The sequence below is a fragment of the Solirubrobacter ginsenosidimutans genome, from assembly GCF_027587205.1.
In genome coordinates this window covers 14498-37017 of record NZ_JAPDOD010000022.1, presented here as the reverse complement: position 1 = coordinate 37017, position 22520 = coordinate 14498, and the positions used below count along the sequence as shown (strand labels likewise).

Sequence of the window (22520 nt, the reverse complement as noted above, 5' to 3'; positions counted from 1 at the left end):
GAGCGCTGTCCACGGCCGCGAGGGCCTGCGAGAATCGGTGGATCCAGGCTTAGCCGAACAGGTCGTCGAGCATGCTCTTCTTGCGCGTCTTCTTGTGCTTCTGATGTGACTGGAAGTCGCCGAGCAGCCGCTCGGCGGTCTTCTTGTCGAACCCGTAGGACTCGTGCTTGGGCTTGGAGCCATGCCCGCCGCCGCTCCCGCCGGTCATCTCACGGAAGAACTCCGCGTCGTCATCGTCATGAGTGGCGACGGCGCGCCGCTCACGCTCGAGGATCTGGTCGAGCTCGCCGCGGTCGAGCCACACGCCACGGCAGTTGCGGCACGCGTCGATATGCACGCCGCTGCGTTCGATCCCGACGAGCTGGCCGGAGCAATTCGGGCAGGGGCCTTGAGCAGACATGAGTACCAGCCTAGTCCGCCATGAGAAAGCGGAGGTGGACGTTCTGATCGCGGTCCACCACATACAGGAACGGGCCGGACGGCATCTTCGCCAACCCCTCGACACTGCGCTCGCCGGGGAAGGCGTGCTTGATGCCCACCTCCACGACGCCCCCGCCGCGATGGCCGGGCACCTCGAGCTCCCAGTGCTCGCAGTGCGCCTGCCCGGCCGCCGCGTGATCGAAGACCAGCGCGCTGTCCTTGCCCAGCGCATCCAAGGAGCCGACGATCGCGTGCACGTGCCCGTCGGCGGTCCGGTGCAGCGCGCGAATGCCCACCGGGTCCTCACGCGTGCCCGCGTGCGTCAGCACCCACACCGCGCCCAGCTCCGGGACCGAGTCGGGTGAGGCGAAGTACGCCTCGAAGTTCAAGAGCTCGACGAGCAGCGGGTCGCCCTCGGTCGTGACCGGACAACGCAGGCCGAGCAGCAGCGTGCCGTCCTCGAGGAAGCAGCAGCCCTCGATGTTCAGCGGCTGGTCGTCGGGCAGCACCCGCGACGCCCACGACTTGCCCTTCGCCACGCCGCGCTCGATCGTCCGCAGCACGAGCCGCTCCCGCGCCCGCGGCCCCAGCTCGCGCAACGCGACGCCCGACGAGCGCAGGCGGTCGTTGATCGCCCGGTGCAGGCCGAAGCGGTTGCGGGCGATCTCGATCGGCGGCACCCCGCCGTCCACCGCCGCGCCGAGGTCAGAAACGCGCACCCGCGCGATCCACGCCCGCTTGGCCTCCAGCGGCCCGTCTTTGGAGCCGAAGTGCGAGCCGAGGATGTAGAGGTGCTCGCCCCAGAAGTCGCACGCCTCGGCGTCCTCGGTCCGCCCCGCGTCGGACACCGGCGCAAACGACAGCCGGACCGCGTCCCAGCCGGAACCGACATCGCCCCCGCGATGCCCGAGGACCGCGACCGACTCCTCGATCACGCCCTCATCCAACACGGTCACGAACGCCTGGTCGAAGCGCGCGATGCCACCCGGTACGACGGCGAGGTCGGAGGCCTCGTTAGGGTGCAGGTCAAGGTCGACGGTGTCGACGGTCTCGTCTACCAACGGCATCTCATCATTCTCCCATGCCCCTGACCGCCCACGAAGATTGCGTCGTGATCGTGATCGACGCGCAGCCCGGCTTTCACCCGCCCGATCTGCCGGACCGCGACAAGGCCGACGCGAGCCAGGCGCTGGATCGGATGGCCTGGCTGGTCGCACTGGCAACGCGCCTGGAAGTCCCGGTCGTGGTCACCGAGGAGGAGCCGGAGCACAACGGCCCCACGGACGCGCGCCTCGCCGTCGAACCCGCCCACATCAAGCCGACGTTCGGCCTCGCCGGCACCCCGGAGATCCTCGAGGCCGTCAAACACCCCCACCGCCAGACGGCCGTCCTGCTCGGCTTCGAGACCGACATCTGCGTCTACCAGTCCGCGGTCGGACTTCTCGATGAGGGCCTGACCGTGATCGTCGTGGAGGACGCGACGTTTCCCCCGGCGAGATGCACGCCCGCGGACTCACCCGCCTGCGCGACGCCGGCGCCCGCCTCACCCACGCCAAAGCACTGGCCTACGAGTGGATGCGGACCGTCGAGAACAGCACCGCGATGCTCAGCTCCGGGGTGCTCGGCCCGGCCCCGTTCCGCCTGTGACGCATTTGTTGCTTGCATTTACATAGGCCCCGCGGCGTGGGAGGCTTCTCAGGCAGAGTCGGGCAACCAAGGGGAGTTGCAATGCCATTGCGGCGTGCAGGTGCGGAGTTTTTCGGAACGTTCGTCCTGGTCTTGGGCGGTGTCGGAGCGGCGGTCATCGCCGGCGACAAGATCGGCAACCTGGGCGTGGCGTTCGCCTTCGGCCTCTCGCTGCTGGCGATGGCCTACGCGATCGGCCCGATCTCCGGCTGCCACATCAACCCGGCGGTCACGGTGGGCCTGCTCGTGTCCAGGAAGATCGAGATCAGCGAGGCCGTCCGCTACTGGATCGCCCAGGTGCTCGGCGCGATCGTCGCCGCGGGCGTGCTGCTGATCATCGCCAACTCGCGCAAGGGCGGCTACGACGCCGGCGTGATGGGCCTCGGCGCCAACGGCTACGGCAATCACTCCCCCGGCGGCTACTCGCTCGGCGGCGCGTTCCTGGCCGAGACGATCCTCACGGCCTTCCTGATCTTCACCGTCCTCTCGGCGACCGACAAGCTGGCCAACGTCGCGTTCGCCGGCATCCCGATCGGCCTCGTGCTGACGCTGATCCACCTCGTCGGCATCCCGATCACCAACCTGTCGGTCAACCCGGCACGCAGCATCGGCCCGGCGATCTTCGTCGGCGGGTGGGCGCTGTCGCAGCTGTGGCTGTTCATCGTCGCGCCCGTGGTGGGCGCGGTGATCGGCGCCGGCATCCATATGGCCCTGTTCAAGGACGCCAGCGCCGTGAGCGCGGAGGAATCCGCGGTCGCCTCCGACGCCCCGCGCTTCAAGCAGATGGCCTAACGACTACGAGCACGATGCTCGTCCCGCGCCCGGCTGAACTCCTCCTCCCAGCCGGGCGCGGGCACCCCGAGCTCCTCGAGCGTCAGCTCGGGCGGGAGCCCGTAGGTCTCGAAGAGGCGATACAACTCGCCGCCGTCGACCACTGAGAGCCGCGAGATCTCGCGCAGGCCGCGCCGCAAAGTGCCCGCGAAGCGCCGCTCCTCCTGCTCGAGCACCTCGAGCACCGCCGGCTCGTCGAGCACGCCGCGACCCACCGAGCGCAGGAACGGGCCTTCGATGCCGAGCACGCGGCCCTGGCGGATCGCACGCCGGAGCAGCCGCCGCAGCACGTAGCCGCGCTCGGTGTTGGACGGCCGCACGCCGTCGCCCACGAGCATGACCGCTGAGCGGACGTGGTCGCAGACGATCCGCTCCGCGCGCTCGTCGGACACGCGCGCCAGCGAACGCACGACCGAGCGCACGCCGGTGAACAGGTCGGTGTCATAGACCGACGTCACCCCCTGCAGCACGCAGAGGATGCGCTCCAACCCCAGGCCGACGTCGACGTTGTGCTGGGGCAGCGCCCGCAGTGAGCCGTCCGGCAACTGCTCGTGGGTGACGAAGACGTTGTTGCCGAGCTCGACCCACTCGCCGTCGTCGCGGACGTAGAAGAGCTCGGAGTCGGGCCCGCAGGGACCGTGCGGCCCGGGCGGACCCCACCAGTTGTCCTCGCGCCCGAGCACCCGCACTCGCTCGTCCGGCACCCCCAAGCGCCGCCAGATTGAACGCGCGTACGCGTCCTCGGAGAAGACGGTCACGCCGAGGCGCTCGAACGGCACCCCCACCGACAGCAGCCACTCGAGGGTCCAGCTGAGCGACTCGTGCTTGTAGTAGTCGCCCAGCGACCAGTTGCCGAGCATCTCGAAGCACGTGAGGTGGCTGTCGTCGCCGACCTCGTCGATGTCGACGGTGCGCAGGCAGCGCTGGACGTTGACCAGCCGCCGCCCGGACGGGTGCGGCGCGCCGGAGAAGTACGGGACGAGCGGCTGCATCCCGGCACTGGTGAACAGCACGGTCGAGTCCCCGATCAGCGTCGAGCCGGGGATCTCCGTGTGGCCACGGGAGGTGTAGAAATCGACGTAGGAACGCCGGATGTCGTCAGACGTGAGCATGGTCCTGCCTTGCCTAGAAGTTGCGAGGGCTGGTGAGCCGCGGGCGGGAAGGGCCCGCGGCTAAAGCGCTCGCGCGAGGCAGGCGACGACACCCAGGATGCGGATGGGGGTCGTCGAGCTCATCGCTTTACAGCGTAGCCACGAAATTCGCGAAGCCGTCGCCACCGATGAGACAGCCCGCGTCGCCGCACTTCGACCAGTAGACGCTCGAGACCGACTGCGGCGCGATCGCGAGCGTCCGTTGCCGCGTCGCGGGGATCTCCGCCTGCTCGAGCTTCTCGGTGCTGATCCGCCAGCGGCGATAGACGTGCTGCGGGCCGCTCGTCGTCTCGTGCACCCACCACACCCGCCCGGAGAAGACGAACGCGCTGACGACGCGGTTGCCCACGCCCTGCCCGGTGGTGAACTCGAGCAGCGTGTGACCGCCCGTGGTCGTGTCGAGCCGGGCGTCGGAGCGGAAGTCGCCGTTGACGGTCGCGCCCCAGGTGAGCCCGAGCCGGACGCCGGCGAGGTCGAGCGAGGTCGGCCCGGGCAGGCCGGTGTCGCCCCGCATCCCGCCCGGCTGGCGCTCGGATGGACCGTCGCCGCGAACGTAGACGTACGGCAGGCGGTTGCGCCCCACGTAGACGCGGGCGAACCCGACGTGGTCGCGCCAGATGGTCGGCAGGAACTCGGAGGCGCCGCCCGTGCTGACACCGGGGACACGCGCCTCGGCGGCCGCTCCGAGCGCGAACGCGTAGACGTCACACCCGCGCCCGGTGGCCCACACCGGCAGCCCGTCGGCGCCGGCCCGCGGCTCCCGAGAGCAGCGCGAGTAGACGACGGTGGGTGTGCCATCGGCGCCCGGGCCGATGTCGGCGTCGAATGGCACCGCGCGCGGCGGGACCGGCAGCGCGTTCGTGACCAGCCTGGCGGGGCTCGCGTGCGCCTCGTAGAGGTGAAACGCCCCGCCCTCGAACTGGCTCCACACGACGTGTCCCGCGTACGCCGACACGGGCGTCGCCCGCTGCACCGTCGCGACGGTGTAGTCCGCGCGCGCCAGCGCCGGGAACACCAGCAGCCCTACGAGCGCGAGAACGGCCTGACGCACACCGCGGACGGTACTCGGTCACAGCCGTCACATTCCTGCCATACACGAGGTGGATGGAGCTGCTCGACGACCGCGATCTGCTGGTGCTGGCGCGCACCGACGCCGCGGCGTTCGCCGTGTTCTACCGGCGCCACGCCCACGGGGTGCTCGCCTACTTCCGGCGGCGCGTGTTCGACACCGAGGCGGCGTTCGACCTCACCGCCGAGACGTTCGCGGTCGCGCTGCGTTCGGTCCCGCGCTTCGAGCCGAAGCCCACCCCCGCGGCGTCGTGGCTCTATGGCATCGCCCACAATCTGCTCCGCGATGCGATCCGCCGCGGCGCGGTCGAGGACCGGGCGCGCCGGGCGCTGGCCATGGAGCCGATCGTGCTCGACGACGAGGCGATCGAGCTGCTGGAGGCCGAGACGCCGGCGCTGGACGCCCTCGAAGCGCTGCCCGCCGACCAGCGCGAAGCGATCACCGCCCACCACCTCGACGACGACGGCTACGACGCGATCGCGGGGCGGCTCGGCTGCTCGGAGAGCGTCGTCCGCCAGCGCGTGAGCCGCGGCCTGCGCACGCTGCGAAGCCAAATGACCCCGAAGGACTGTGCCGATGGCCGATCATCCGCTTGACGTCCTCGAGCGCCGCCTCGAGGAGGCCGCCCGCCGGCAGCTCGCGACACCGCCGCGCCGGTCCCGGCGGTTCCTCTTCCTCGCGGCCGTGCTGGCGACCTTCACGGCCGGCGGGGCGGCGTTCGCGGTGACCTCGCTGCTCCCCACCGGCTCGCCCGTCGCCTACCGGCTCGGCAAGCCCGCGCCCGGCAAGGGATACGGGACACCGGTGGACGGCTCGGTGCGGATGCTCACCGACTCGGTCAAGGACCCCGTCGGCGGCCTCCCGTGGGGGCTGCGCAGCTTCGCCACCACCCGCGGCTACACGTGTCTGCAGGTCGGGCGGGTGCAGGACGGCAAGCTGGGCTTCGTCGGCCGCGACCGGATGTTCCACGAGCTGCGGCCGGGCGTCGTGACCAACCCGACCCAGTGCGTGGCCGACGACGGCGCGGGTCACGGCTTCCTGGCCCTGCACTACACCGCGCTCCCGGCGGGCGCCGACCCGTTGAACTGCTCGACCACGCCGCTGACCGCGCGTTCGGGACTGTCGGCCTGCCGCACGGCCGAGCTGCGCTCGGTGGACCTCGGTCTGCTCGGGGCGAGCGCCACGGCGCTGACCGCACGCGGCGGGGCGAAGGTCGACCTGCTCGGGCCCGACCGCGGCTACCTGCTCGTCGGCAAGGGCAGGGCGCCGCAGGTGAAGACCGTCCACGGCGGCGCGATCATGATCGTCGACGACTCGCGCGCGGCGCTCACGCCGAGCTCCCCGAAGCTCACCCGGGTCGACTACGGCGCGCGGACCTGCCGCGTCACGACGACGACCGACCCGCGCGGCTCGTGCGGCGACCCGCCGGGCTTCGTCCCGATCCCAAAGCCTGGGAACGTCGACGTCAGGGCGAGCGTGCACGCGCGCTTCATCGGCGCCCACGCCCTCCGGATCCGCTTCCGCGCGCCAGTCGCCGTCACGGGCGCCAACGCCGCCTACAACGTCCTCGTCCGCCTCCCGCACTGCGACACCTCCACCGCGGTGGGCACCGACGTCGAGCACAACGTCGCCGTCGGCGAGACGGTCGTCAAGGACATCGCCGTGGGCTCCGGGTGCAACGGCCGCTATCGGGTGGTCGTCAGCTACCGCAGCCGGCGGCCGTACCCGCGCCCGGGGAGCTCCGGCCTGCGCTACCCGGGCAAGATCGTCGACCGCGTGACGGTCACGAAGCCCTGACGGCCAGCGGCGCGGCGGGCTTGATCGTCTGCAGGCGAAGCATCGTGGTGAGCTGCGCGGCGCCCGCCCGCTTGAGCGCGAGCAGCAGGCGCTGGAGGTCTCCAGGCGTGGCGACCGCGACCTGCAGCAGCGCGTCCTCGGCGCCAGCAACGCCGTCCGCGCGCAGGACGGCGGGCATCGTGGCGACCTCGCGGGCGAAGCGGATCTCGGCGTCCGGAGCGTGCCCGGCGAGCGTGACGAGGACGAACGCCTCGATCGGCAGGCCGACCTCCTCCGGCACGACCACCGCGCGCACCGCTTCGATGACGCCCTCGAAGCGCAGCCGGGCGACACGGCGCGACGTCGCAGCGGGCGAGAGGCCGGTGAGGCGGGCCAACTCGAGGTTCGGGATGTCGCCGCGCTCCTGCAGTTCCGCGAGGATCGTGCAATCAATCTCGTCCAGCACCGCCATCCGTTGCGAATCATTGCGCACCGGATGTGTCGGCTTCGAAGGGTCGCTCAGCGCGGTCGCCTGATCTGGGTCAGCCGGGCCGGACGGCGCACGCGGAACCCGAGCTTCTCGTAGAGGTGCTTCGCGCCGTTCTCGGTCTTGACGTGCAGGATCGGCTGGCGCCCGGCGGCGAAGATCCCCGCAGCCAGGGTCGTCATCAGCGTCTTGGCGTAGCCGCGGCCGAGGTAGTCGGGATCGGTGCAGACGGCGCTGATCTCGATCGCCCCCTCGGGGCGGATGCGCTCGCCCGCCATCGCCACGAGGCGCTCGCCGTCGCGGATGCCGAGGTAGCGGCCGAGCTCGAACGTGCGCGCCCCGAACGGGCCCGGCTGCGTGGCGGCGGTGAGCGCCAGCATCGCGGGGACGTCGGCCTCGCCGAGCTCGACGAGCGGCGGGCCTTCGACGGGCTCGACCGGCGTCTCGAGCACCATCTGGTCGATCCACCGTTCGCCGACGAGCTCCCAGTCGTCGGGGACCTCCAGTTCGGCGATGGTGAACAGGCCGAAGCGGTCGCCGGGCTCGGCGAGCTCGCGCAGGTCGGCGAACGCCTCCGGGGAACCGTCGCGCAGTCCGGCGAGCGGGGAGACCTCGAGTGGGAACCGGCGTGCGAGTCCGTTGGTGAGCGCGAATGGAGCCTGGTCGGTGGCGAGGGCGGAGTAGATCGGGTTGTCGAGGGGGAGCACAGGCTTCACGTTACGACATGACAGTGGCTAAGTCAATTAGCTTCTGTCACTACTCTTGGGTCATGCCTCAAGGCAGCAGCGCACGCTTCGGCCTCGACCTCGCCCCCGCCGGGCTCTCCCTGGTCCAGGAGCTGATCAACACCGCGCTGCTGGACCCGCACAGCCGCGTCCCCGACCTCCTGGCGAGCGTCGAGAGCGCCCAGGGCTGGCTCGACGCGGCGCTGCTGATCTGGGCGGAGTCGACGCGGCGCGCCGCGCCCACCGTCACGCTCACCGCGAGCGATCTCCCCCGCCTGCGCGCCCTGCGCGAAGCCGTCCGCGCGATCCTGCTCCAGCGCGCGGTGCCGGCGGTGCCGTCGCAGCGGATCGAGCTCGAGCTGACCGGCGGCGAGGTCACCTACCGTCCGACCGGGGAGGGCTGGCGCAGCGTCTCCGGACTGGTCCACGTCGAGCTTCTTCTCGCCCAGCACGCCGGCGCGTGGGAGCGGATCAAGACCTGCGAGAACCCCGTGTGCGGCGCGGCGTTCTACGACCGCACCCGCAACGGGAGCCGCGTGTGGCATGACACCAAGACGTGCGGCAATGTCATGAACCTGCGCGCCTCTCGCGCTCGGCGGGCGCGGGGCTAACCGCACCCCCGCCGGGGCGATTCGAGCCGCCGAGACACCGGGAGCCTCCCTCGGCGCGACGACGGGCGCTCGGCACGGTGTACGGAATGCCCGCCAAGCTCGCACGCCGGACTCCAGAGACCGTCGTCTTCACCGCCGCCACCGGAGTCGCGCTGCTGCACGCGCTCGACGACGCCTTCCTCGGGCGCCAGCCGGGCGTCGGCTTCATGCAGCACGCGCTCGGCGCCCTCGTGGCGCTGCTCGGCGCGGTGGGTGCCGTGTCCCTCTTCCCGCGCGTGCGCCCCAGCGCCCGCGCCGCGTTCGCGCTCCTCTTCGGCTCGCTGGCGCTCGTCAACGGGGCGCTGCACATCAAGCACCTCGGCGCCGAGAGCATGGCGGCGAGCGATCTGACCGGCGTGCTGGCGGCGGTCGCCGGCGGCGCGCTGGTCCTGCTCGCGGCCTACATCCCGTTCCGGCACCGCGGCGCGGGCGCAACGAGCACGCGGCGCCGCTGGGCGTACCGGGTGCTCGCGGTTCCGGCCACGCTGGTGGGACTGCTGATGATCGTGATGATGGGCGTGGCCCTGACCGAGACGCACAAGTTCCGGACGCCCATCGGGGCCGCCCCCAGCGGCGACTATCGCGAGGTCGCGTTCAAGGCCGACGACGGCGTCAAGCTCTCCGGCTGGTACCGGCCGACCCGCAACGGCGCGACGGTGATCGTGCTCCACGGCGGCGGTGGCGACCGTACCGGCGCGGTCGCCCACGCCCGCATGCTCGCCCGGCACGGCTACGGCGTCCTGCTCTACGACGCCCGTGGCCGCGGGCGCAGCGAGGGCACGCAGAACTCGTTCGGGTGGGGCTGGGGTCATGACGTCACCGGCGCCGTCGCGTTCCTGAAGACCCGCCCGGAGGTCGACCCGCGCCGGATCGGCGGGCTGGGCCTCTCGACCGGCGCCGACGTCCTCGTCGAGGCCGCCGGCCAGCACGACGACCTGCGGGCGGTCGTCGGCGACGGCACCGCCGCCGGCTCGTTCGAGGACTGGCGCCGCCTGCAGGGCATCACCGGCTTCACCCCGTTCCTGGCCGCCGAGTTCGCGACCGTCCGGCTGACGTCGGGCGCGAAGTCCGGGCCGCCGCTGGAGGAGATGGTCCGCCACGGCCATGCGCCGCTGCTGCTCGTGTCGGGCGGGCGCGACGTGGAGTACGACTTCAACGTCCACTACGACGCGGTGGCCGGCGACCGCGACGTCGAGCACTGGAACCTCCCGCAGGCCGGCCACACCGGCGGGCTGCACGCGGCCCCGCGCCAATACGAGCAGCGCGTGACGGCGTTCTTCGCTGCCAACCTGGGGTGATGCACGAGGGCGAGGTCGAGATCGACACAGCGCTGGTGACCCGGTTGGTGGCCGCGCAGTTCCCCGCCCTCGCGGACCGGCCGGTTCAGGCCGTCCGGTCCACCGGGACCGTCAACGCCATCTATCGCCTCGGCGACGATCTCTACGCGCGGCTGCCGCGGGTGGCGAAGTGGGCGGCCGACCTGGAGCGCGAGTGGGAGTGGCTGCCGCGACTGGCGCCGCTCCTCCCGCTGGCGGTTCCGACGCCGGTGTGGCAGGGGCGGGCCGGGGACGCGTACCCGTTCTCCTGGGCGATCTATGCGTGGATCGACGGCGACCCCTACGCCGAGGCGCTCGTCGACGACCCGTGCGCTGTCGCCGACGCGCTGGCCGACTTCGTGGCGGCGTTGCGCCGGATCGAGCCCGTCTCCGGGGCTCCGCGCGGCGGGCGCCGCCCGCTTCGTGAACTCGACGCGATGACCCGCGACGCCATCGCCGCGGCCGCTCGTGACGTCGACGCAACCGCCGCCACGGCCGCCTGGGAGCGCGCGCTCGAGGCGCCGGTCTGGGACGGGACGCCCGTATGGATCCACGGCGACCTTCTGCCGCCCAATCTCCTGGTGCGCGACGGCGGGCTTGCCGCCGCGATCGACTTCGGCGGAGCGGGCGTCGGCGACCCGGCGACCGACGTCATCCCCGCGTGGAGCGTGTTCGGACCGGCCGCGCGAACGCGTTACCGCGCCGGTTTGAAGGTCGGTGACGGTACGTGGGAGCGAGCGCGTGGCATCGCGCTACACCAGGCCGCGATGATCGTCCCGTACTACCGCGAGAGCAACTCCGCGTTCACCGCGATGGCCGTCCGCACGATCCAGCAGCTCCTCAGCGACTGACTTCGGTCCTCGCCTCCTCCGCCCGCTCGCGCAGCAGGAAGCGCTGGATCTTGCCGGTCGCCGTCAGTGGCCACTCGGTCACGAACTCGACGTGGCGCGGGACCTTGAAGTCGGCCAGCCGGCCCTTGCAGAACGCGATGACACCGGCGTGGTCGAGGTCCGCGTCGCGGCGCAACTCGACATAGGCGAAGCCGACTTCGCCGAGGCGGGGATCGGGCACGCCGACGACGTAGGCCTGCTTGATCGCCGGGTGCTCACTCAGCGCCCGCTCGATCTCGGCCGGGTAGGCGTTGGAGCCGCCGACGATGAACATGTCGGACTTGCGGCCGGTGATCGCGAGGTAGCCGTTCGGATCGATGACACCGAGGTCGCCGGTGTGGAACCAGCAGTCGTCGTCGATGACCTCCGCGGTCGCCTCGGGGTTCTCGTAGTAGCCCTGCATCACGAGGTGGCCGCGTACGCAGACCTCGCCCTCGGCGCCCGCGTCCAGCTCCGCCCCGCTGACGGTGTCGACGACCTTGAGCTCGAAGTCGCTCACCGGGAAGCCCTTGCCCGAGGCGATCAGCGCCGGCGGGTCGTCGAGCTTCGGGATCGTCGTGATCGAGGTCGTCTCGGTCATGCCATAGACCGGCAGGATGCCCTTCATCCCGAGCGAGGAGACGATCGCCGCGATCACCTCGGGCGGGTTGTTCGCGCCGCCGATCCAGCCGGTCTTCAACGTGCTGACGTCGGCCGTCTCGAGCGCGTCGTGGTTGAGGAGGTCGATGAAGTGGGTCGGGATGCCGCTCAGCACCGTCACCCGCTCGCGCTCGATCAGCTCGAAGGCGTGCGCGGGGTCCCAGCGCTCCATCAGGATCATCGCGCCGCCGGTGATCAGCGGCGGGAGCACGCCCGTGCACGCCCCGGCGATGTGGAAGAACGGCATGTGGTTCATGACGCGGCTGGAGGCGTCGATGTCCATCGCCTCAGCGATCGAGCACTCGTTGCGCAGCACGCGGCTGGAGTGCACCGCGCCCTTCGGGTAGCCGGTGGTGCCACTCGTGTAGACGATGAAGCTCGGGTCGTCGTAGGCGATCGCGTCGACGTCGATCTCGACCTCCGGTGCATCGAGGAACGCGTCCCACTCGGGCGAGGAGATCACGAGGACGTCGCGCAGCTCCGGCAGGTCCTCCTTGCGCAGCCGGGCGAGCATCGCGAGATAGTCGATGCCCGCGAACGCGCCGACCATCACCAGCAGCTTCGCGTCCGACTGACGCAGGATGTACGCGACCTCCTCGGTCTTGTAGCGGGTGTTGATGGCCACGATCACGGCGCCGATCGAGTTCGCGCCCAGCCACAGCAGGATCCATTCGATGTGGTTCGGTACCCACACGGCGACGTGGTCACCGCGCTCGACGCCCGCCGCCTGCAGGGCCCGCGCGACGCGGTTCACCTCGGTCTGCGTCTGCGCCCAGCTGAGCCGTCGCCCCTCGAACACCAGCGCGTCGCGGTCGGGATGCGCCTCCGCGGTGCGCGCGAGCTGCTGCGCCAACGTGATCGGCTCCCACGGATAGCGGTCGCCGCTCTCTCCTCGCACGATCATCGCCCTAGTACCCCTTGCCGGAGACCCAGCCGCCGTCGACGCACAGCACCTGCCCCGAAACGTACTCCGCGCCCGGCCCGCAGAGGAACACCGCGGCGCCGTGCAGGTCGGACGTCTGACCCCAGCGCCCGAGCGGCACGTTGGAGCGGATCAGCTCCGCGAACGCCTCGTCCTCGAAGTAGGCCTTCGTCAGCGACGTCTCGATGACACCGGGCCCGATCGCGTTGACGCAGATGCCACGCTCGCCCAGCTCGAACGCCATCGCCTTGGTCATCCCGATCACGCCCGCCTTGGTGGTCGAGTAGGCGATCCGGTTCTTCAACCCCAATACACCCGCGATCGACGCGATGTTGACCACGCGGCCGCCCGGCTTCATGCGCCGGATCACGGCCTGCGAGCAGATGAACCCGCCGGTCAGGTTGACGTCGAGCGTGCGCCGCCACTCCGCCAGGCCGTGGTCCAGGAACGCCGCCTGGTGGCGGATGCCGGCGTTGTTGACGAGGAAGTCCAGATGCCCGAACTCGGACGCGATCCGCGCCACCGCCTCCTCGACGGCGCCGGCGTCGGTGATGTCGACCCCGAAGCCGAGTCCGCCGAGCTCGCGTGCGGCCTGCGCCGCGCCCTCGGCGTCGACGTCCAGGACCGCGACCTGCGCGCCCGCCTCGACGAACGCTCCCGCGAGCGAGCGGCCGATGCCACCCGCGGCGCCGGTGATGATCCCGGCGCGCCCCTCCAACTGCCCACTCATGACCGGACCTCCTCCCGCACGGCCGGCTCGACGACGTAGTCGCCGAGATCCGCCGAGCGGGTCATGTGCCAGTAGTCCACGACGCGGAACGGGGTCGTCACGACCACCCGCCCGCGCGAGTTGCGGTAGTACGTCTCCATCGCCGGGTGCGTCCAGACCATCTGCTCGTGGGCCTCGTCGACCCGCCGGTTGTACGCCTCGTAGACGTCCTGGCGGACCTCGATGGCACCGGCGCCCGCGGCCAGCATCCGCTCGAGTAGGTCGAGGATGTAGTGCAGCTGCGCCTCCGCGGAACCGATCAGCGACCCGCCGTGCCCCGCCTGCGTGTTCGGCCCGTAGACCATCAGGAGGTTCGGGAAGCCGGGAACGGTGGTGCCGAGGTACGCCCGCGCGTCCTCGTCGTCCCACACCTCGCGCAGCACGGCGCCGCCGCGCCCGCGGATCTCCATCGGCGCGAGGAAGCGCACGACGTCGAAGCCGGTCGCGCACACCAGCACGTCCAGCTCTACGCCGTTCACGGCGCCCGCGGTGAGCGATGTCACCGGATCGGTGATGAGCGTGACGTCGTCGCGCTTGAGCGCCGCGTACCAGCCGTTGTCGAGCAGGATCCGCTTGCCGAAGGGTGGGTAGCGCGGCAGCACCTTCTCGATCAGGTCCGGCCGGTCGCCCAGCTGGGACTCGATGTAGCGGGTGAAGAACTCGCGGTGCCCGTCGTTGACCTTGTTCACCGACCGGTCCGGGTGCTCCCACTCCGGGTCCTTCTGCAGCGCCGGATGGACCTTGTCGTTGAACGTCCAGCCACTGCGCAGCCGGTACCAGGCGCGGTAGAGCGGCACGTTGCGCATCAGCCAGCGCTCGCCCTCCGGCACCGCCTCGTGGAACTGGTCGAACGGCGCCGCCCACTGCGGCGAGCGCTGGAAGACCGTGACGTGCGCGGCCGCCTCGCAGACCGCGGGCACGAGCTGCATGGCCGACGCGCCGTTGCCGATCACGCCCACCCGCTTGCCCTGCAGGTCGAGTCCCGCCGGCCAGCGCGCGGTATGCACCACCGGACCCTCGAAGTCCGCGAGCGGCAGCGCCGGCCACTTCGGCTTGTTGAAGCCGCCGACGGCGGTGATCAGGACGTTCGCGCGCAGCGTCTCGCCCGCGTCGGTCTGCACCACCCACTGCTGCGCGTCCTCGTCGTAGGCCGCGCCGAGCACCTCGGTGCCGAAGCGGATCCGCCCGCGCACGCCGAAGTCGTCCGCCAGGCGTTCCAGGTAGCCGTGCAGCTCGTCGCGCAGGGCGAAGTACATCGACCAGTCCTGCTGCGCGAACGAGAAGGAGTAGAGCGCGCTCGGCGTGTCCACGCCGGCGCCGGGGTAGTGGTTCTCGAGCCACGTCCCGCCGACGGTCGCGTTGCGCTCGAGCACGGTGTGCGGAATGCCCGCCTCGGCCAGCCGGATCGAGGTCGCCAGGCCGCTGATGCCGGCGCCGACGACGATCGCCCGGAAGCCCTCGGGCACCGCCTCGGGCGCGGGCGGCGGGTCACCGAGGCCGAGCTCGTGGGCGATCATCGGCCCGTACTCGGGCGGGACCGGCTCGCCCATCGCCACGCTCAGCATCCGCACGAGCTGCTCGTGCGAGGGCTCCGGCAGGCGCACCGTACCGTCCGCGATCGCCGTGGCCGCCGCAGCGCGGATCTCCGCCTGGATCTCCGGCGGCAGACCGCCGTCGTGGTTGTCGTCCAGGCCCCTCTGGCGTGCCGGCGCGTAGGGCGCTTGGAGCCATTTCTCGTCCCCGGTGAGCATGGCCAGCGTCGGGATCAGCGCGGGGATGTTGGCGCTCGCGATCGCTTCGGAGACGTTCATGCCCGCAACCCGTCCAGCACCATCCCGGCGTACAGCTCCCCCACCTCGCGCTCGCCGCCCCGCGCCGGGTCGAACCAGTGGTACGCCCACATCGTCATGCCGATGATCCCGAACGCGACGACCTTGGGATCGCCGCGGTCGGCGAGCACGCCTTCCGCGATGCCACGCTGGACGACCTCGATCACGCAGCCCTCGAACTCGTGCCGCTTGCGCAGGACCGCCGCGTACTGCTCGCCCGCGAGCTGACGGCGCTCCTGATAGAAGATCTCGATGTCATTGCGCCAGCGGACGGCGCCGACGACGAGGATGTCGCGGATCAGGCGGCGCAGCAGCTCCTCGGCGGGGACATCGGGCTCGGCCAGCAGCTCGCGCATCTGTTCCAGGTGGAACTCGATGAAGCGATCGTGGATCTCGTGCAGCAGCGCCTGCTTGGAGGCGAAGTGGTGGTAGAAGCCGCCCTTCGTGACCTGCGCGCGGTCGACGATCGACTGCACCGACGTGGCATCGAACCCGGCCGTGCCGAACAGCTCCGTCGCGGCGTCGAGCAGCGCCTGCCGGGTCGCCTCGGGGTCGCGCGCCCTGCGGCGCCCGGCAGTCGGTGCCTGTGTCATGCGGCGCGCTCAGCCCGCGCTCGCTCGGTCGCCGGCGCGTCGATCGCCAGGCCCTCCGGGTCGTTCTCGGGGTCGCCGGTGACCACGACGCCGTAGTCGCGCAGCGCGCCCGCGATCGTCACGTAGCCGTCGCGCACGTCGGTCATCACCCGCTCAGGCTCGCGCTCGAGCGGATTCCCGAAGCCGCCGCCGCCGTTGGTCAGGTAGCGGAAGATCGTGTGCGGCTTGGTGTCCCACATCGGCACGCGGGCGAAGTAGAAGTACTCGCCCTCCGGGTCCGGCAGCTTGGTCTCGGGGTCCAGCGTGCCGGCCACGGGCGTGATGTCCTTCGGCGAGTCGGCGCCCGTGAGCGGCAGCTCGCCGCGCTCGGAGACGTCGAACGCCGACGGCTCGATCACCCACGTCCCGCCCGTCGGCCCGTACTCGCCGCCGTTGACGCCGGTGCCGCTGGGCTTCTTGAGGTGCAGTGGCATCGAGAAGTGGTGCGCGTCGCGCAGGAACATGGTGTCCTTGAGCACGGCCGCGCCGCCGCGGTTGTAGCCGGCGCCGCTCGTGTCCGGCGCGTACTCCTTGCGCAGCACCACGGCGGGCATGTCGGCCTCGATCGCCTCGGTGGCGGGGTCGAGGTTGTTGGCCAGGTAGAAGACCTGGTAGCTGTCGGCGTCACCGTCGCGGGTCGCGCCCCACGGGCCGTGCTCGCCGCCGACCTGCGCCACGGAGAGCCACGGCGTCCCGTCGTCGAGCGCGCCGTGGGCGTTGTGGATGCTCAAGGAGCCGAAGTCGCCGCCGACCGCACGATCCCCGAGCGGCTTGTCCAGCGCGCGGAGGATCGCGTTGAGCAGGGTCTGTGAGCTCTCCCAGTAGAGGAAGATCGGCCCGTCCGGCGGGTAGGCGTTGGCGACGCTGGCCTCCGGGAGCACGATGTCGATGTCCCGGTAGGCGGCGCTCGTGAACGGCGAGCGCGGGTCGAAGAGCATCTTGAACGCGACGCCGACCGCGGTCTTGGTGTCCAGCCAGCCGGCGTTGATCGTGGTCGGCGCCTGCCGCGACGACCCGCTCAGATCGACCTCGACGCGGTGCCCGCGCTTGGTGATCTTGACCTTGATCGTGTAGCCGCCCTCGGAGTCGTCGATGCCATCGGCGTCGAACATGTCCTCGGCCTCGTAGACGCCGTCGGGCAGCAGCTCGGTCACGGCCTCGCGCATCGTCTCGGCGGAGACGTCACACGCGTACCGCATGCTGCCGTGCACGGCGTCGAGGCCGTAGCGGTCGATCGTCTCCTTCAGCTGGCGCTCGCCGAAGCGCAGGTTCTCGCAGATCGTCTTGATGTCCGGCAGCAGCAGGCCGCCGAAGCGGGCGTTGTCGAAGATCAGGCTCCAGGCCGACTTGACCGGCACATCTTCCCGGTAGAGCAGCTGCGGCGCGATCACCAGGCCGTTCTCGAAGACGTTCTGCTTGGTGCCGGCGAACCCGCCCGGCACGACGCCGCCCATGTCGAGCATGTGCGCCTGGAGGTTGACGAACGAGACGATCCGGCCGTCCTTGAACACCGGCCGGATGAAGCACACGTCGTTGACGTGGGTGCCGATCCGGTACGGGTCGTTGACCATCAGGATGTCGCCCTCGTGCAGGTTCTCGGGGCCGTACTCGACGACGGCGGAGCGCACCGCGTCGGTCATCGTCCCGATGAACAGCACGAGGCTGTTGGAGAGCGCGGGCATCGAGTACTCGTGCTCGGGCGGGCCGGAGATCGTCGCCGCGAAGTCGTACCAGTCGCGCAGGATCACGCTGAACGCGTTGTTCAGCAGGCCGGTGCACATGTGCTGGACGATGTAGCGGTAGCGGCTGCCGAGGACGCTGGCCGTGAAGCGCTCGCAGTCGTAGCGCTCCTCGAACTCCGCGTCGCTGAGGTCGCGGATCAGCTTCGACGGCTGCTCGTAGAGGAGGTCGGTCGCGGTCATGTCAGATCCTCTCGATCACGATCTCGCCGTACTGGCCCACGGTCGCCTGCTGGCCGGGGCAGACCTGGGTGGTGGAGAGCTCCTCGCGGATGATCGCGGGGCCCTCGATGACATCGCCGGACTGCAGCAGCGCGCGGTCGTACTCGCGTGCGCTGACCTCCGCGCCGTAGATGTACTTCAAGGTGATCTCGCGGCCCGCGTGGGGCGCGCCGCCATTGCGGCGATCGATCGGCTGGTAGGCGACCTTCTCGATCGGCACCCTGGCCTGCACGCGGTAGGTCACGCCCTGGACCGGGAGCGCGTCGAAGCGGTTGCCGGTGCGCTGCAGGTAGGCGACGTGGAAGCTCTCGATCATCGTCGCGATCGCGGCCTCGTCGATCGTGCCGCCCGGCACGGCGATGAACGGCGTCTCCCAGGTCTGGCCGACGAGGCGGGCGTCCATCGAGCGCCCGAACTCGACGCCCTGCACGCCCTCGCCGAGCTCCTGGCGCAATCCGTCCTCCATCTGCGTGAAGAGGTCGTCGACGGCGCTCGCGGTGTCGGCGCTGAGCACCTGGTAGGAGCTGCGGCTGTCGGCGTAGACGAGGTCGGAGGACAGCAGGCCGAGCGCTGAGAACAGCCCCGGATGCGGAGGGACGATCACGCTCTTCACGCGCGTCTCGTCCAGCAGCGCGGGGAGCATCATCGGGCCGGCGGCGCCGAAGGCCAGCAGCGAGTAGTCGCGCGGGTCGACGCCGTGGCCGATCGAGATGTCGACGATGCCCTCGGCGATGTTGTTCAGGCCCATGCGGTAGGCGTAGGCGACGCGCTCGCCCAGGTCGAGGCTCGATTCGAGCGTCTCGAAGGCTCCCTGCGCGAGCGCCTTGTCCAGGCTCAGGCTGCCGCCGGCGAAGCGGCCGGGATCGAGGATGCCGATGAGCAGGAACGCGTCGCTCATCGTCGGCTCGGTGCCGCCCTTGCCGTACGCGGCGGGCCCGGGATCGGCACCCGCGCTGCCCGGGCCGACCTGGATCTCGCCCGCCCGGTTGATCGACACGATCGATCCGCCGCCGGCGCCCAGCGACGAGATCTCGGTCGAAAGGGCATTGACGACGAGGTCGTGCTCGAGCTCGAAGGTCGTGTTGACGGTCGGCTGGCCGTCGGTGACGATGCTGATGTCACAGCTCGTCCCGCCGACGTCGGCGCAGAGCAGGTTGGCGACATCGATCCGGTCGCCGAAGTGGGCGGCGCTGACCGTGCCGGCGGCGGGGCCGGAGAACACGACCCGGAACGGCGCGGCCATCGCGTGGTCGCGCGCCACGAGTTGCGCGGCGCAGTCGGCGAAGTTGAGCTGGCCCGGGAAGCCGAGGTCGGTGAGGCCGGCGTCCAGTCGGTCGGAGTACGTGCTGTAGATCAGCTTCATGAAGACGTCGACGACGGTCGTCGACGCGCGCGGGTACTCCTTGGCCAGCGGTGACACCTCGGCGCTGATGCTGACCGCGATGTCATCACCGAGCACCTCGTGGGTCAGCTCGCGCAGCCGCTCCTCGTGGGCGGCGTTGACGTAGGAGTTGATCAGGCAGATCGAGACGCCCTCGACGTTGCAGCGCTTGAGCACCTCGAGCTGGTGATGCGCCTGGTCCTCGTCGAGCTCGATCAACACGTCCCCGGTCGCCAGCAGGCGCTCCTTCACGCCGCGCCGCAGGTAGCGCGGGACGAGCGGGCGCGCGGCGTCGCCGAACGAGCGGCGCCAGCCGGGGTCGGTCAGCGCCTCCAGCGGGCGCCATGTCCGGCCCACGTCGAGGATGTCGCGGTGCCCCTCGGTCGTGAGGAAGGCGATCTTGGGCAGGTTGCGGGTGATGATCGCGTTCAGGCCGACCGTGGACGCGTGGTTGAAGACGGTCGCGCCCTCGACGCCGACGGTCTTCGCGCCCTCCAGCACCGAGTGCTCGGTGTCGGTCCGCTGGGTTGGGACCTTGGTGGTGATGATCCGCCCGTCGCGGACCGCGACCACGTCCGTGAACGTGCCGCCGACGTCGACGCCGAGCATCAGACGGCGTCGATCAGCAGCTGGATCCCGCCGAGCAGCGGGCCGGGCTCACGCTTGACCGAGCACAGGCAGCTCTGGCACTTGGTCACGTTCCACCAGCCCCCTTCGGAGAGCACCGGGTACGCCTGCAACGACGCCTCGCCGCACTCTGGGCACTCGCCCTCGACGTCCTCCCTAGGGACGTCGACGCGCTTCTCCGTCGGACGCGGATACACCTGCATCAGTCGCTCCTCCCGTGAACATTCCGACCGGTCGGTATGTTGTACCAACCACGTCGCGGAGCCGTCAAGCCGGAGCGTCGGGTTAGAGAACCGTTTTCCAGGGGGATGACGCTCCGCTGGATGAACCCCGAACGCTTCCTCGTCGCCGCCCTCGCCGGCCTGGCCCTCCTCGCACCCGCGACGGCGGCAGCGGACCTCTCGTCGCTGCCGGATCTGTCGGCCGCCAACCCGAATCGCACGGCCCTGGCGATCGCGGTCAACGGCTCGCGCACATACGTCGCCACCGAGCGCGCGACGATGTTCGCCACGCGAACGTTCGGAACGGCGGTGGTCTCACCGGTGAGCGGCGCGCTGCGCGCTGTGCCCGACGACGCCGGGCTCGGCGTGATCGACGACGCGGTCGCAGACCCGGCCGGTGGCTGGTACGTCGCGGGCGAGTCCGGCGTGCGCCACCTGCGGGCGGACGGGACCGTGGACCCGCTGTTCAGCGTCGCGGTCGGCGGGTTCATCCGCTCGATCGCGCTCTCCCCCGACGGTGCGACGCTGTGGCTCGCGGGGAACCTGTCCACGGTTGACGGCGCGCTGCGGCGGGCGGTGGCGGCAGTCGCCACGAGTGACGGCGCGCTGCGGGCCTTCAACGCCTCGGAGGCCGCCGAGGGGTGGGAGGTCGCGCAGGAGGGCGGCGTCCTGTACTTCGCCGGCCGTTCGTCGACCGGCGCCGCGCTCTTGGCGTTGGACGCCGGCACGGGCGCGGTGCTCGCGCGCGGCCCGGCGGGGACCGCCGGCGCGCTCGTGGCCGCACCGGGCACCGTCTACGTCAGCCTGATCAACGCGGACCGCCCGGGAGCGGAGGTCACCGCGTACGCGACGCCCGGCCTGCAGGAACGCTGGACCCGCGCGGACCGGGATCCTGACTCGCTCGTGCTGAGCCCCGACGGCGGCACGCTCTACATGTCCGCCCCGCTCGGCGCGCTCCGCACGGACACGGGCGCGCTGCTGGACTGGGCGCCGAGGGGCTTCACCGGCGATCCGGGCGAGCTGGCGCTGTCGCGCGACGGGTCCGTCGCCTACGTCACCAACGCGTTCAAGCCGGGCTGGCCGAGCCAGGGCGCGGTCGCGCTCTCGACCACCGACGCCGCGGTCCTGGCCTGGCTGCCGAACGTCGCGGGGGACCTGTACACCGTGGCGGTCGCGGCGGGCGGCGGCTCCGTGCTGCTCGGCGCCTCGTCGGCGGGCTCCGTCCGCGCGGAGCGCGCCGCGCTGCTCGACGAGACCGGCCAACCGGTGCCGTGGAGCGACGGCGCGTTCGCCGACGGAAGCGTGGCGACCGCGGCGGCGATCGACGCCGCCGGGGCCGTCTACACCGCGCGCGAGGGCGGGGACGACGGCTCGGTCAGCGCGACGACCCCGGACGGCACGCTGCGCTGGCGTGTCCCTCTCACCGGGACCGCGAATGCGGTCGCGCTGTCGAGTGACCAGCACACGCTCTATGTGGGCGGCGCCTTCAGCGCGCCCCGTTCCGGCCTCGCGGCGATCGACACCGCCACCGGCGCGGTCCTCCCGTGGGCGCCGGTCGTGACCGGTGGACCGGTGGCCACGCTCGCCACCCACGGCGACGCGGTCTACGCCGGTGGGCGCTTCGACGCGCCGCGCAAGGACCTGGCGGCGTTCGACGGGCGCACCGGCGCGCTGCTGGGCTTCGACGCGCGCGTGAACGCCGAGGAAGGGCGGATCGCCGACCTCGAGCTCTCGCCCGACGGCTCGCGCCTCTATCTCGTCGGCTCCTACCAGGGGATCGCGGGCCGCGCGACGACGGGCGCGGTCGCGCTGCGCACCACCGACGCGACCGTCGCGTGGTCGACCTCGTACGGCGGCGCGCAGATCGCGGCGTCACCCGACGGGCGGACGGTCGTGCTCGGCGGCGGGTTCGAAGACCCCATCACGCACGAGTACCGCTGGCTGCTGGCGCTGGACGGGACGACCGGCGCCAAGCTCGGCTGGGATGCCGGTCCCGGCTTCCAGGGCGATGACGGCGCCGCGATCTCGGAGATCGTCTTCGACCCCGACGGGCACACGCTGCACGCCGGCGGGGACTCCAGCTACCGCACGGCCCGCGGGTTCATCTCCGGCTATTGCGTGCGCTTCGGCGGCGACCGCGACGCGGCGACGCCGCTCAACCACGCGGCGCCGCGGGTCGTCGGCAGCGCGACGGCCAACGCGTTCGTCGCGTGCGATCCGGGCGCCTGGTCCGGGGACCCGGCCGCGTATGCCTTCGGCTGGCGCGTCGGCGGCGTCGCGGTGCCCGGCGCGGACACCCGCTCGCTGCTGCTGACCGCCGCCGACGCCGGTCTTCCGGTCCAGTGCGAGGTCGCGGCGGGCGGGCCGGCGGCCGGTAGCGCGCCGGTCACGATCGTCGCGGGTCCCGCCGGTTCGACCCCCGCGCCGCGCCGCGTCGGGCAGCCCGCCCCCACCCCCGCGCCGGGTCCGGTGCCGATCGCGCCGATCCGGCCGAAGGTCCGGGGGAAGTGAGCCGGGGCCGGAGCGGGTACGTTCCGG

The 22520-nt window shown here is 71.5% G+C and carries 21 protein-coding genes and 1 pseudogene; 9 read left to right on the top strand and 13 right to left on the bottom strand.

Translation table 11 applies throughout. From position 1 onward, the window contains the following. Nucleotides 1–49: 49 nt before the first annotated feature. Nucleotides 50–400 (bottom strand): TFIIB-type zinc ribbon-containing protein, encoded by a 351-nt coding sequence (locus OM076_RS22100; RefSeq protein WP_270042240.1) that lies wholly within the window; start codon nt 398–400, stop codon nt 50–52. A gap of 10 nt (nt 401–410) precedes the next feature. Further along, nucleotides 411–1487: a hypothetical protein gene (locus OM076_RS22095; protein WP_270042239.1), complete on the bottom strand. Its 1077-nt coding sequence runs from the start codon at nt 1485–1487 to the stop codon at nt 411–413. A 14-nt stretch (nt 1488–1501) separates the two neighbouring features. Between OM076_RS22095 and OM076_RS46915 the strand changes: the two are divergent. From OM076_RS46915 to aqpZ, 3 genes and pseudogenes are all read left to right on the top strand, one after another. Then, nucleotides 1502–1891, top strand: a pseudogene (locus OM076_RS46915) (isochorismatase family protein); the annotation flags it as partial. 26 nt (nt 1892–1917) lie between these two features. Then, nucleotides 1918–2067, top strand: a complete 150-nt coding sequence (locus OM076_RS22090; RefSeq protein ID WP_270042238.1) for a hypothetical protein — start codon at nt 1918–1920, stop codon at nt 2065–2067. A gap of 81 nt (nt 2068–2148) precedes the next feature. Continuing rightward, on the top strand, nt 2149–2898 hold the full coding sequence (gene aqpZ, locus OM076_RS22085; RefSeq protein WP_270042237.1) for an aquaporin Z: 750 nt from the start codon (nt 2149–2151) through the stop codon (nt 2896–2898). On the opposite strand, the gene OM076_RS22080 is transcribed toward aqpZ, so the two are convergent. Together OM076_RS22080 and OM076_RS22075 are read right to left on the bottom strand one after the other, a co-directional pair. Next, on the bottom strand, nt 2895–4049 hold the full coding sequence (locus OM076_RS22080; RefSeq protein WP_270042236.1) for an alanine--tRNA ligase-related protein: 1155 nt from the start codon (nt 4047–4049) through the stop codon (nt 2895–2897). The two genes, aqpZ and OM076_RS22080, sit on opposite strands and share 4 nt — an antisense overlap. Nucleotides 4050–4176: 127 nt before the next feature. Then, complete coding sequence (locus OM076_RS22075) at nt 4177–5139, bottom strand: hypothetical protein (RefSeq protein ID WP_270042235.1); 963 nt, start codon at nt 5137–5139, stop codon at nt 4177–4179. A 53-nt stretch (nt 5140–5192) separates the two neighbouring features. Between OM076_RS22075 and OM076_RS22070 the strand changes: the two genes are divergently transcribed. Both OM076_RS22070 and OM076_RS22065 read left to right on the top strand, forming a co-directional pair. Beyond that, the gene (locus tag OM076_RS22070) at nt 5193–5753 is read left to right on the top strand and encodes an RNA polymerase sigma factor (protein ID WP_270042234.1); all 561 of its coding nucleotides are present in this window, start codon (nt 5193–5195) and stop codon (nt 5751–5753) included. Beyond that, nucleotides 5734–6954, top strand: a complete 1221-nt coding sequence (locus tag OM076_RS22065) for a hypothetical protein (protein ID WP_270042233.1) — start codon at nt 5734–5736, stop codon at nt 6952–6954. The genes OM076_RS22070 and OM076_RS22065 overlap by 20 nt, the downstream gene beginning before the upstream one ends. On the opposite strand, the gene OM076_RS22060 is transcribed toward OM076_RS22065, so the two are convergent. Continuing rightward, nucleotides 6941–7405 (bottom strand): Lrp/AsnC family transcriptional regulator, encoded by a 465-nt coding sequence (locus OM076_RS22060; RefSeq protein WP_270042232.1) that lies wholly within the window; start codon nt 7403–7405, stop codon nt 6941–6943. The genes OM076_RS22065 and OM076_RS22060 overlap by 14 nt on opposite strands. Before the next feature lie 47 nt (nt 7406–7452). After that, nucleotides 7453–8127: a GNAT family N-acetyltransferase gene (locus OM076_RS46240; protein WP_270042231.1), complete on the bottom strand. Its 675-nt coding sequence runs from the start codon at nt 8125–8127 to the stop codon at nt 7453–7455. 62 nt (nt 8128–8189) lie between these two features. Here OM076_RS46240 and OM076_RS22050 point away from each other — a divergent pair, with 62 nt between their 5' ends. The 3 genes from OM076_RS22050 to OM076_RS22040 all read left to right on the top strand — a co-directional run bounded on the left by OM076_RS22050 (nt 8190) and on the right by OM076_RS22040 (nt 10962). After that, nucleotides 8190–8756, top strand: coding sequence for a CGNR zinc finger domain-containing protein (locus tag OM076_RS22050; RefSeq protein WP_270042230.1), 567 nt, complete (start codon nt 8190–8192; stop codon nt 8754–8756). Between the two features lie 86 nt (nt 8757–8842). After that, nucleotides 8843–10093, top strand: a complete 1251-nt coding sequence (locus OM076_RS22045) for an alpha/beta hydrolase (protein WP_270042229.1) — start codon at nt 8843–8845, stop codon at nt 10091–10093. Then, entirely contained in the window at nt 10093–10962 is an 870-nt protein-coding gene (locus OM076_RS22040) for an aminoglycoside phosphotransferase family protein (protein ID WP_270042228.1), read from the top strand. Before OM076_RS22045 ends, OM076_RS22040 begins: the two co-directional genes overlap by 1 nt. On the opposite strand, the gene OM076_RS22035 is transcribed toward OM076_RS22040, so the two are convergent. The 7 genes from OM076_RS22035 to OM076_RS22005 are packed head-to-tail and all read right to left on the bottom strand — an operon-like array spanning nt 10952 to nt 19964. Further along, nucleotides 10952–12544: an AMP-binding protein gene (locus OM076_RS22035; RefSeq protein WP_270042227.1), complete on the bottom strand. Its 1593-nt coding sequence runs from the start codon at nt 12542–12544 to the stop codon at nt 10952–10954. The genes OM076_RS22040 and OM076_RS22035 overlap by 11 nt on opposite strands. A 4-nt stretch (nt 12545–12548) precedes the next feature. Beyond that, entirely contained in the window at nt 12549–13292 is a 744-nt protein-coding gene (locus tag OM076_RS22030) for an SDR family NAD(P)-dependent oxidoreductase (RefSeq protein ID WP_270042226.1), read from the bottom strand. After that, nucleotides 13289–15142, bottom strand: coding sequence for a flavin-containing monooxygenase (locus OM076_RS22025; protein ID WP_270042225.1), 1854 nt, complete (start codon nt 15140–15142; stop codon nt 13289–13291). The genes OM076_RS22030 and OM076_RS22025 overlap by 4 nt, the downstream gene beginning before the upstream one ends. Further along, the gene (locus tag OM076_RS22020; protein ID WP_270042224.1) at nt 15139–15753 is read right to left on the bottom strand and encodes a TetR/AcrR family transcriptional regulator; all 615 of its coding nucleotides are present in this window, start codon (nt 15751–15753) and stop codon (nt 15139–15141) included. Before OM076_RS22020 ends, OM076_RS22025 begins: the two co-directional genes overlap by 4 nt. Next, nucleotides 15750–17714: a hydantoinase B/oxoprolinase family protein gene (locus OM076_RS22015; RefSeq protein ID WP_270042223.1), complete on the bottom strand. Its 1965-nt coding sequence runs from the start codon at nt 17712–17714 to the stop codon at nt 15750–15752. The genes OM076_RS22020 and OM076_RS22015 overlap by 4 nt, the downstream gene beginning before the upstream one ends. Before the next feature lies 1 nt (nt 17715). Continuing rightward, the gene (locus OM076_RS22010) at nt 17716–19743 is read right to left on the bottom strand and encodes a hydantoinase/oxoprolinase family protein (protein ID WP_270042222.1); all 2028 of its coding nucleotides are present in this window, start codon (nt 19741–19743) and stop codon (nt 17716–17718) included. Next, nucleotides 19743–19964 (bottom strand): hypothetical protein, encoded by a 222-nt coding sequence (locus OM076_RS22005; RefSeq protein ID WP_270042221.1) that lies wholly within the window; start codon nt 19962–19964, stop codon nt 19743–19745. The genes OM076_RS22010 and OM076_RS22005 overlap by 1 nt, the downstream gene beginning before the upstream one ends. A 120-nt stretch (nt 19965–20084) precedes the next feature. Between OM076_RS22005 and OM076_RS22000 the strand changes: the two genes are divergently transcribed. Further along, complete coding sequence (locus tag OM076_RS22000) at nt 20085–22493, top strand: WD40 repeat domain-containing protein (RefSeq protein ID WP_270042220.1); 2409 nt, start codon at nt 20085–20087, stop codon at nt 22491–22493. The last annotated feature ends 27 nt before the right edge of the window (nt 22494–22520 follow it).

What these genes read in the sequence shown, in the direction of transcription:
- OM076_RS22065 (WP_270042233.1), top strand. Translation starts at nt 5,734, where the DNA reads ATGGCCGATCATCCGCTTGACGTCCTCGAGCGCCGCCTCGAGGAGGCC.
- OM076_RS22095 (WP_270042239.1), bottom strand. Translation starts at nt 1,487, where the DNA reads ATGCCGTTGGTAGACGAGACCGTCGACACCGTCGACCTTGACCTGCAC.
- OM076_RS22060 (WP_270042232.1), bottom strand. Translation starts at nt 7,405, where the DNA reads ATGGCGGTGCTGGACGAGATTGATTGCACGATCCTCGCGGAACTGCAG.
- OM076_RS22070 (WP_270042234.1), top strand. Translation starts at nt 5,193, where the DNA reads ATGGAGCTGCTCGACGACCGCGATCTGCTGGTGCTGGCGCGCACCGAC.
- OM076_RS22040 (WP_270042228.1), top strand. Translation starts at nt 10,093, where the DNA reads ATGCACGAGGGCGAGGTCGAGATCGACACAGCGCTGGTGACCCGGTTG.
- OM076_RS22025 (WP_270042225.1), bottom strand. Translation starts at nt 15,142, where the DNA reads ATGAACGTCTCCGAAGCGATCGCGAGCGCCAACATCCCCGCGCTGATC.
- OM076_RS22015 (WP_270042223.1), bottom strand. Translation starts at nt 17,714, where the DNA reads ATGACCGCGACCGACCTCCTCTACGAGCAGCCGTCGAAGCTGATCCGC.
- OM076_RS22080 (WP_270042236.1), bottom strand. Translation starts at nt 4,049, where the DNA reads ATGCTCACGTCTGACGACATCCGGCGTTCCTACGTCGATTTCTACACC.
- OM076_RS22030 (WP_270042226.1), bottom strand. Translation starts at nt 13,292, where the DNA reads ATGAGTGGGCAGTTGGAGGGGCGCGCCGGGATCATCACCGGCGCCGCG.
- aqpZ (WP_270042237.1), top strand. Translation starts at nt 2,149, where the DNA reads ATGCCATTGCGGCGTGCAGGTGCGGAGTTTTTCGGAACGTTCGTCCTG.
- OM076_RS22010 (WP_270042222.1), bottom strand. Translation starts at nt 19,743, where the DNA reads ATGCTCGGCGTCGACGTCGGCGGCACGTTCACGGACGTGGTCGCGGTC.
- OM076_RS22020 (WP_270042224.1), bottom strand. Translation starts at nt 15,753, where the DNA reads ATGACACAGGCACCGACTGCCGGGCGCCGCAGGGCGCGCGACCCCGAG.
- OM076_RS22000 (WP_270042220.1), top strand. Translation starts at nt 20,085, where the DNA reads ATGAACCCCGAACGCTTCCTCGTCGCCGCCCTCGCCGGCCTGGCCCTC.
- OM076_RS22050 (WP_270042230.1), top strand. Translation starts at nt 8,190, where the DNA reads ATGCCTCAAGGCAGCAGCGCACGCTTCGGCCTCGACCTCGCCCCCGCC.
- OM076_RS22005 (WP_270042221.1), bottom strand. Translation starts at nt 19,964, where the DNA reads ATGCAGGTGTATCCGCGTCCGACGGAGAAGCGCGTCGACGTCCCTAGG.
- OM076_RS22090 (WP_270042238.1), top strand. Translation starts at nt 1,918, where the DNA reads ATGCACGCCCGCGGACTCACCCGCCTGCGCGACGCCGGCGCCCGCCTC.
- OM076_RS22045 (WP_270042229.1), top strand. Translation starts at nt 8,843, where the DNA reads ATGCCCGCCAAGCTCGCACGCCGGACTCCAGAGACCGTCGTCTTCACC.
- OM076_RS22035 (WP_270042227.1), bottom strand. Translation starts at nt 12,544, where the DNA reads ATGATCGTGCGAGGAGAGAGCGGCGACCGCTATCCGTGGGAGCCGATC.
- OM076_RS22100 (WP_270042240.1), bottom strand. Translation starts at nt 400, where the DNA reads ATGTCTGCTCAAGGCCCCTGCCCGAATTGCTCCGGCCAGCTCGTCGGG.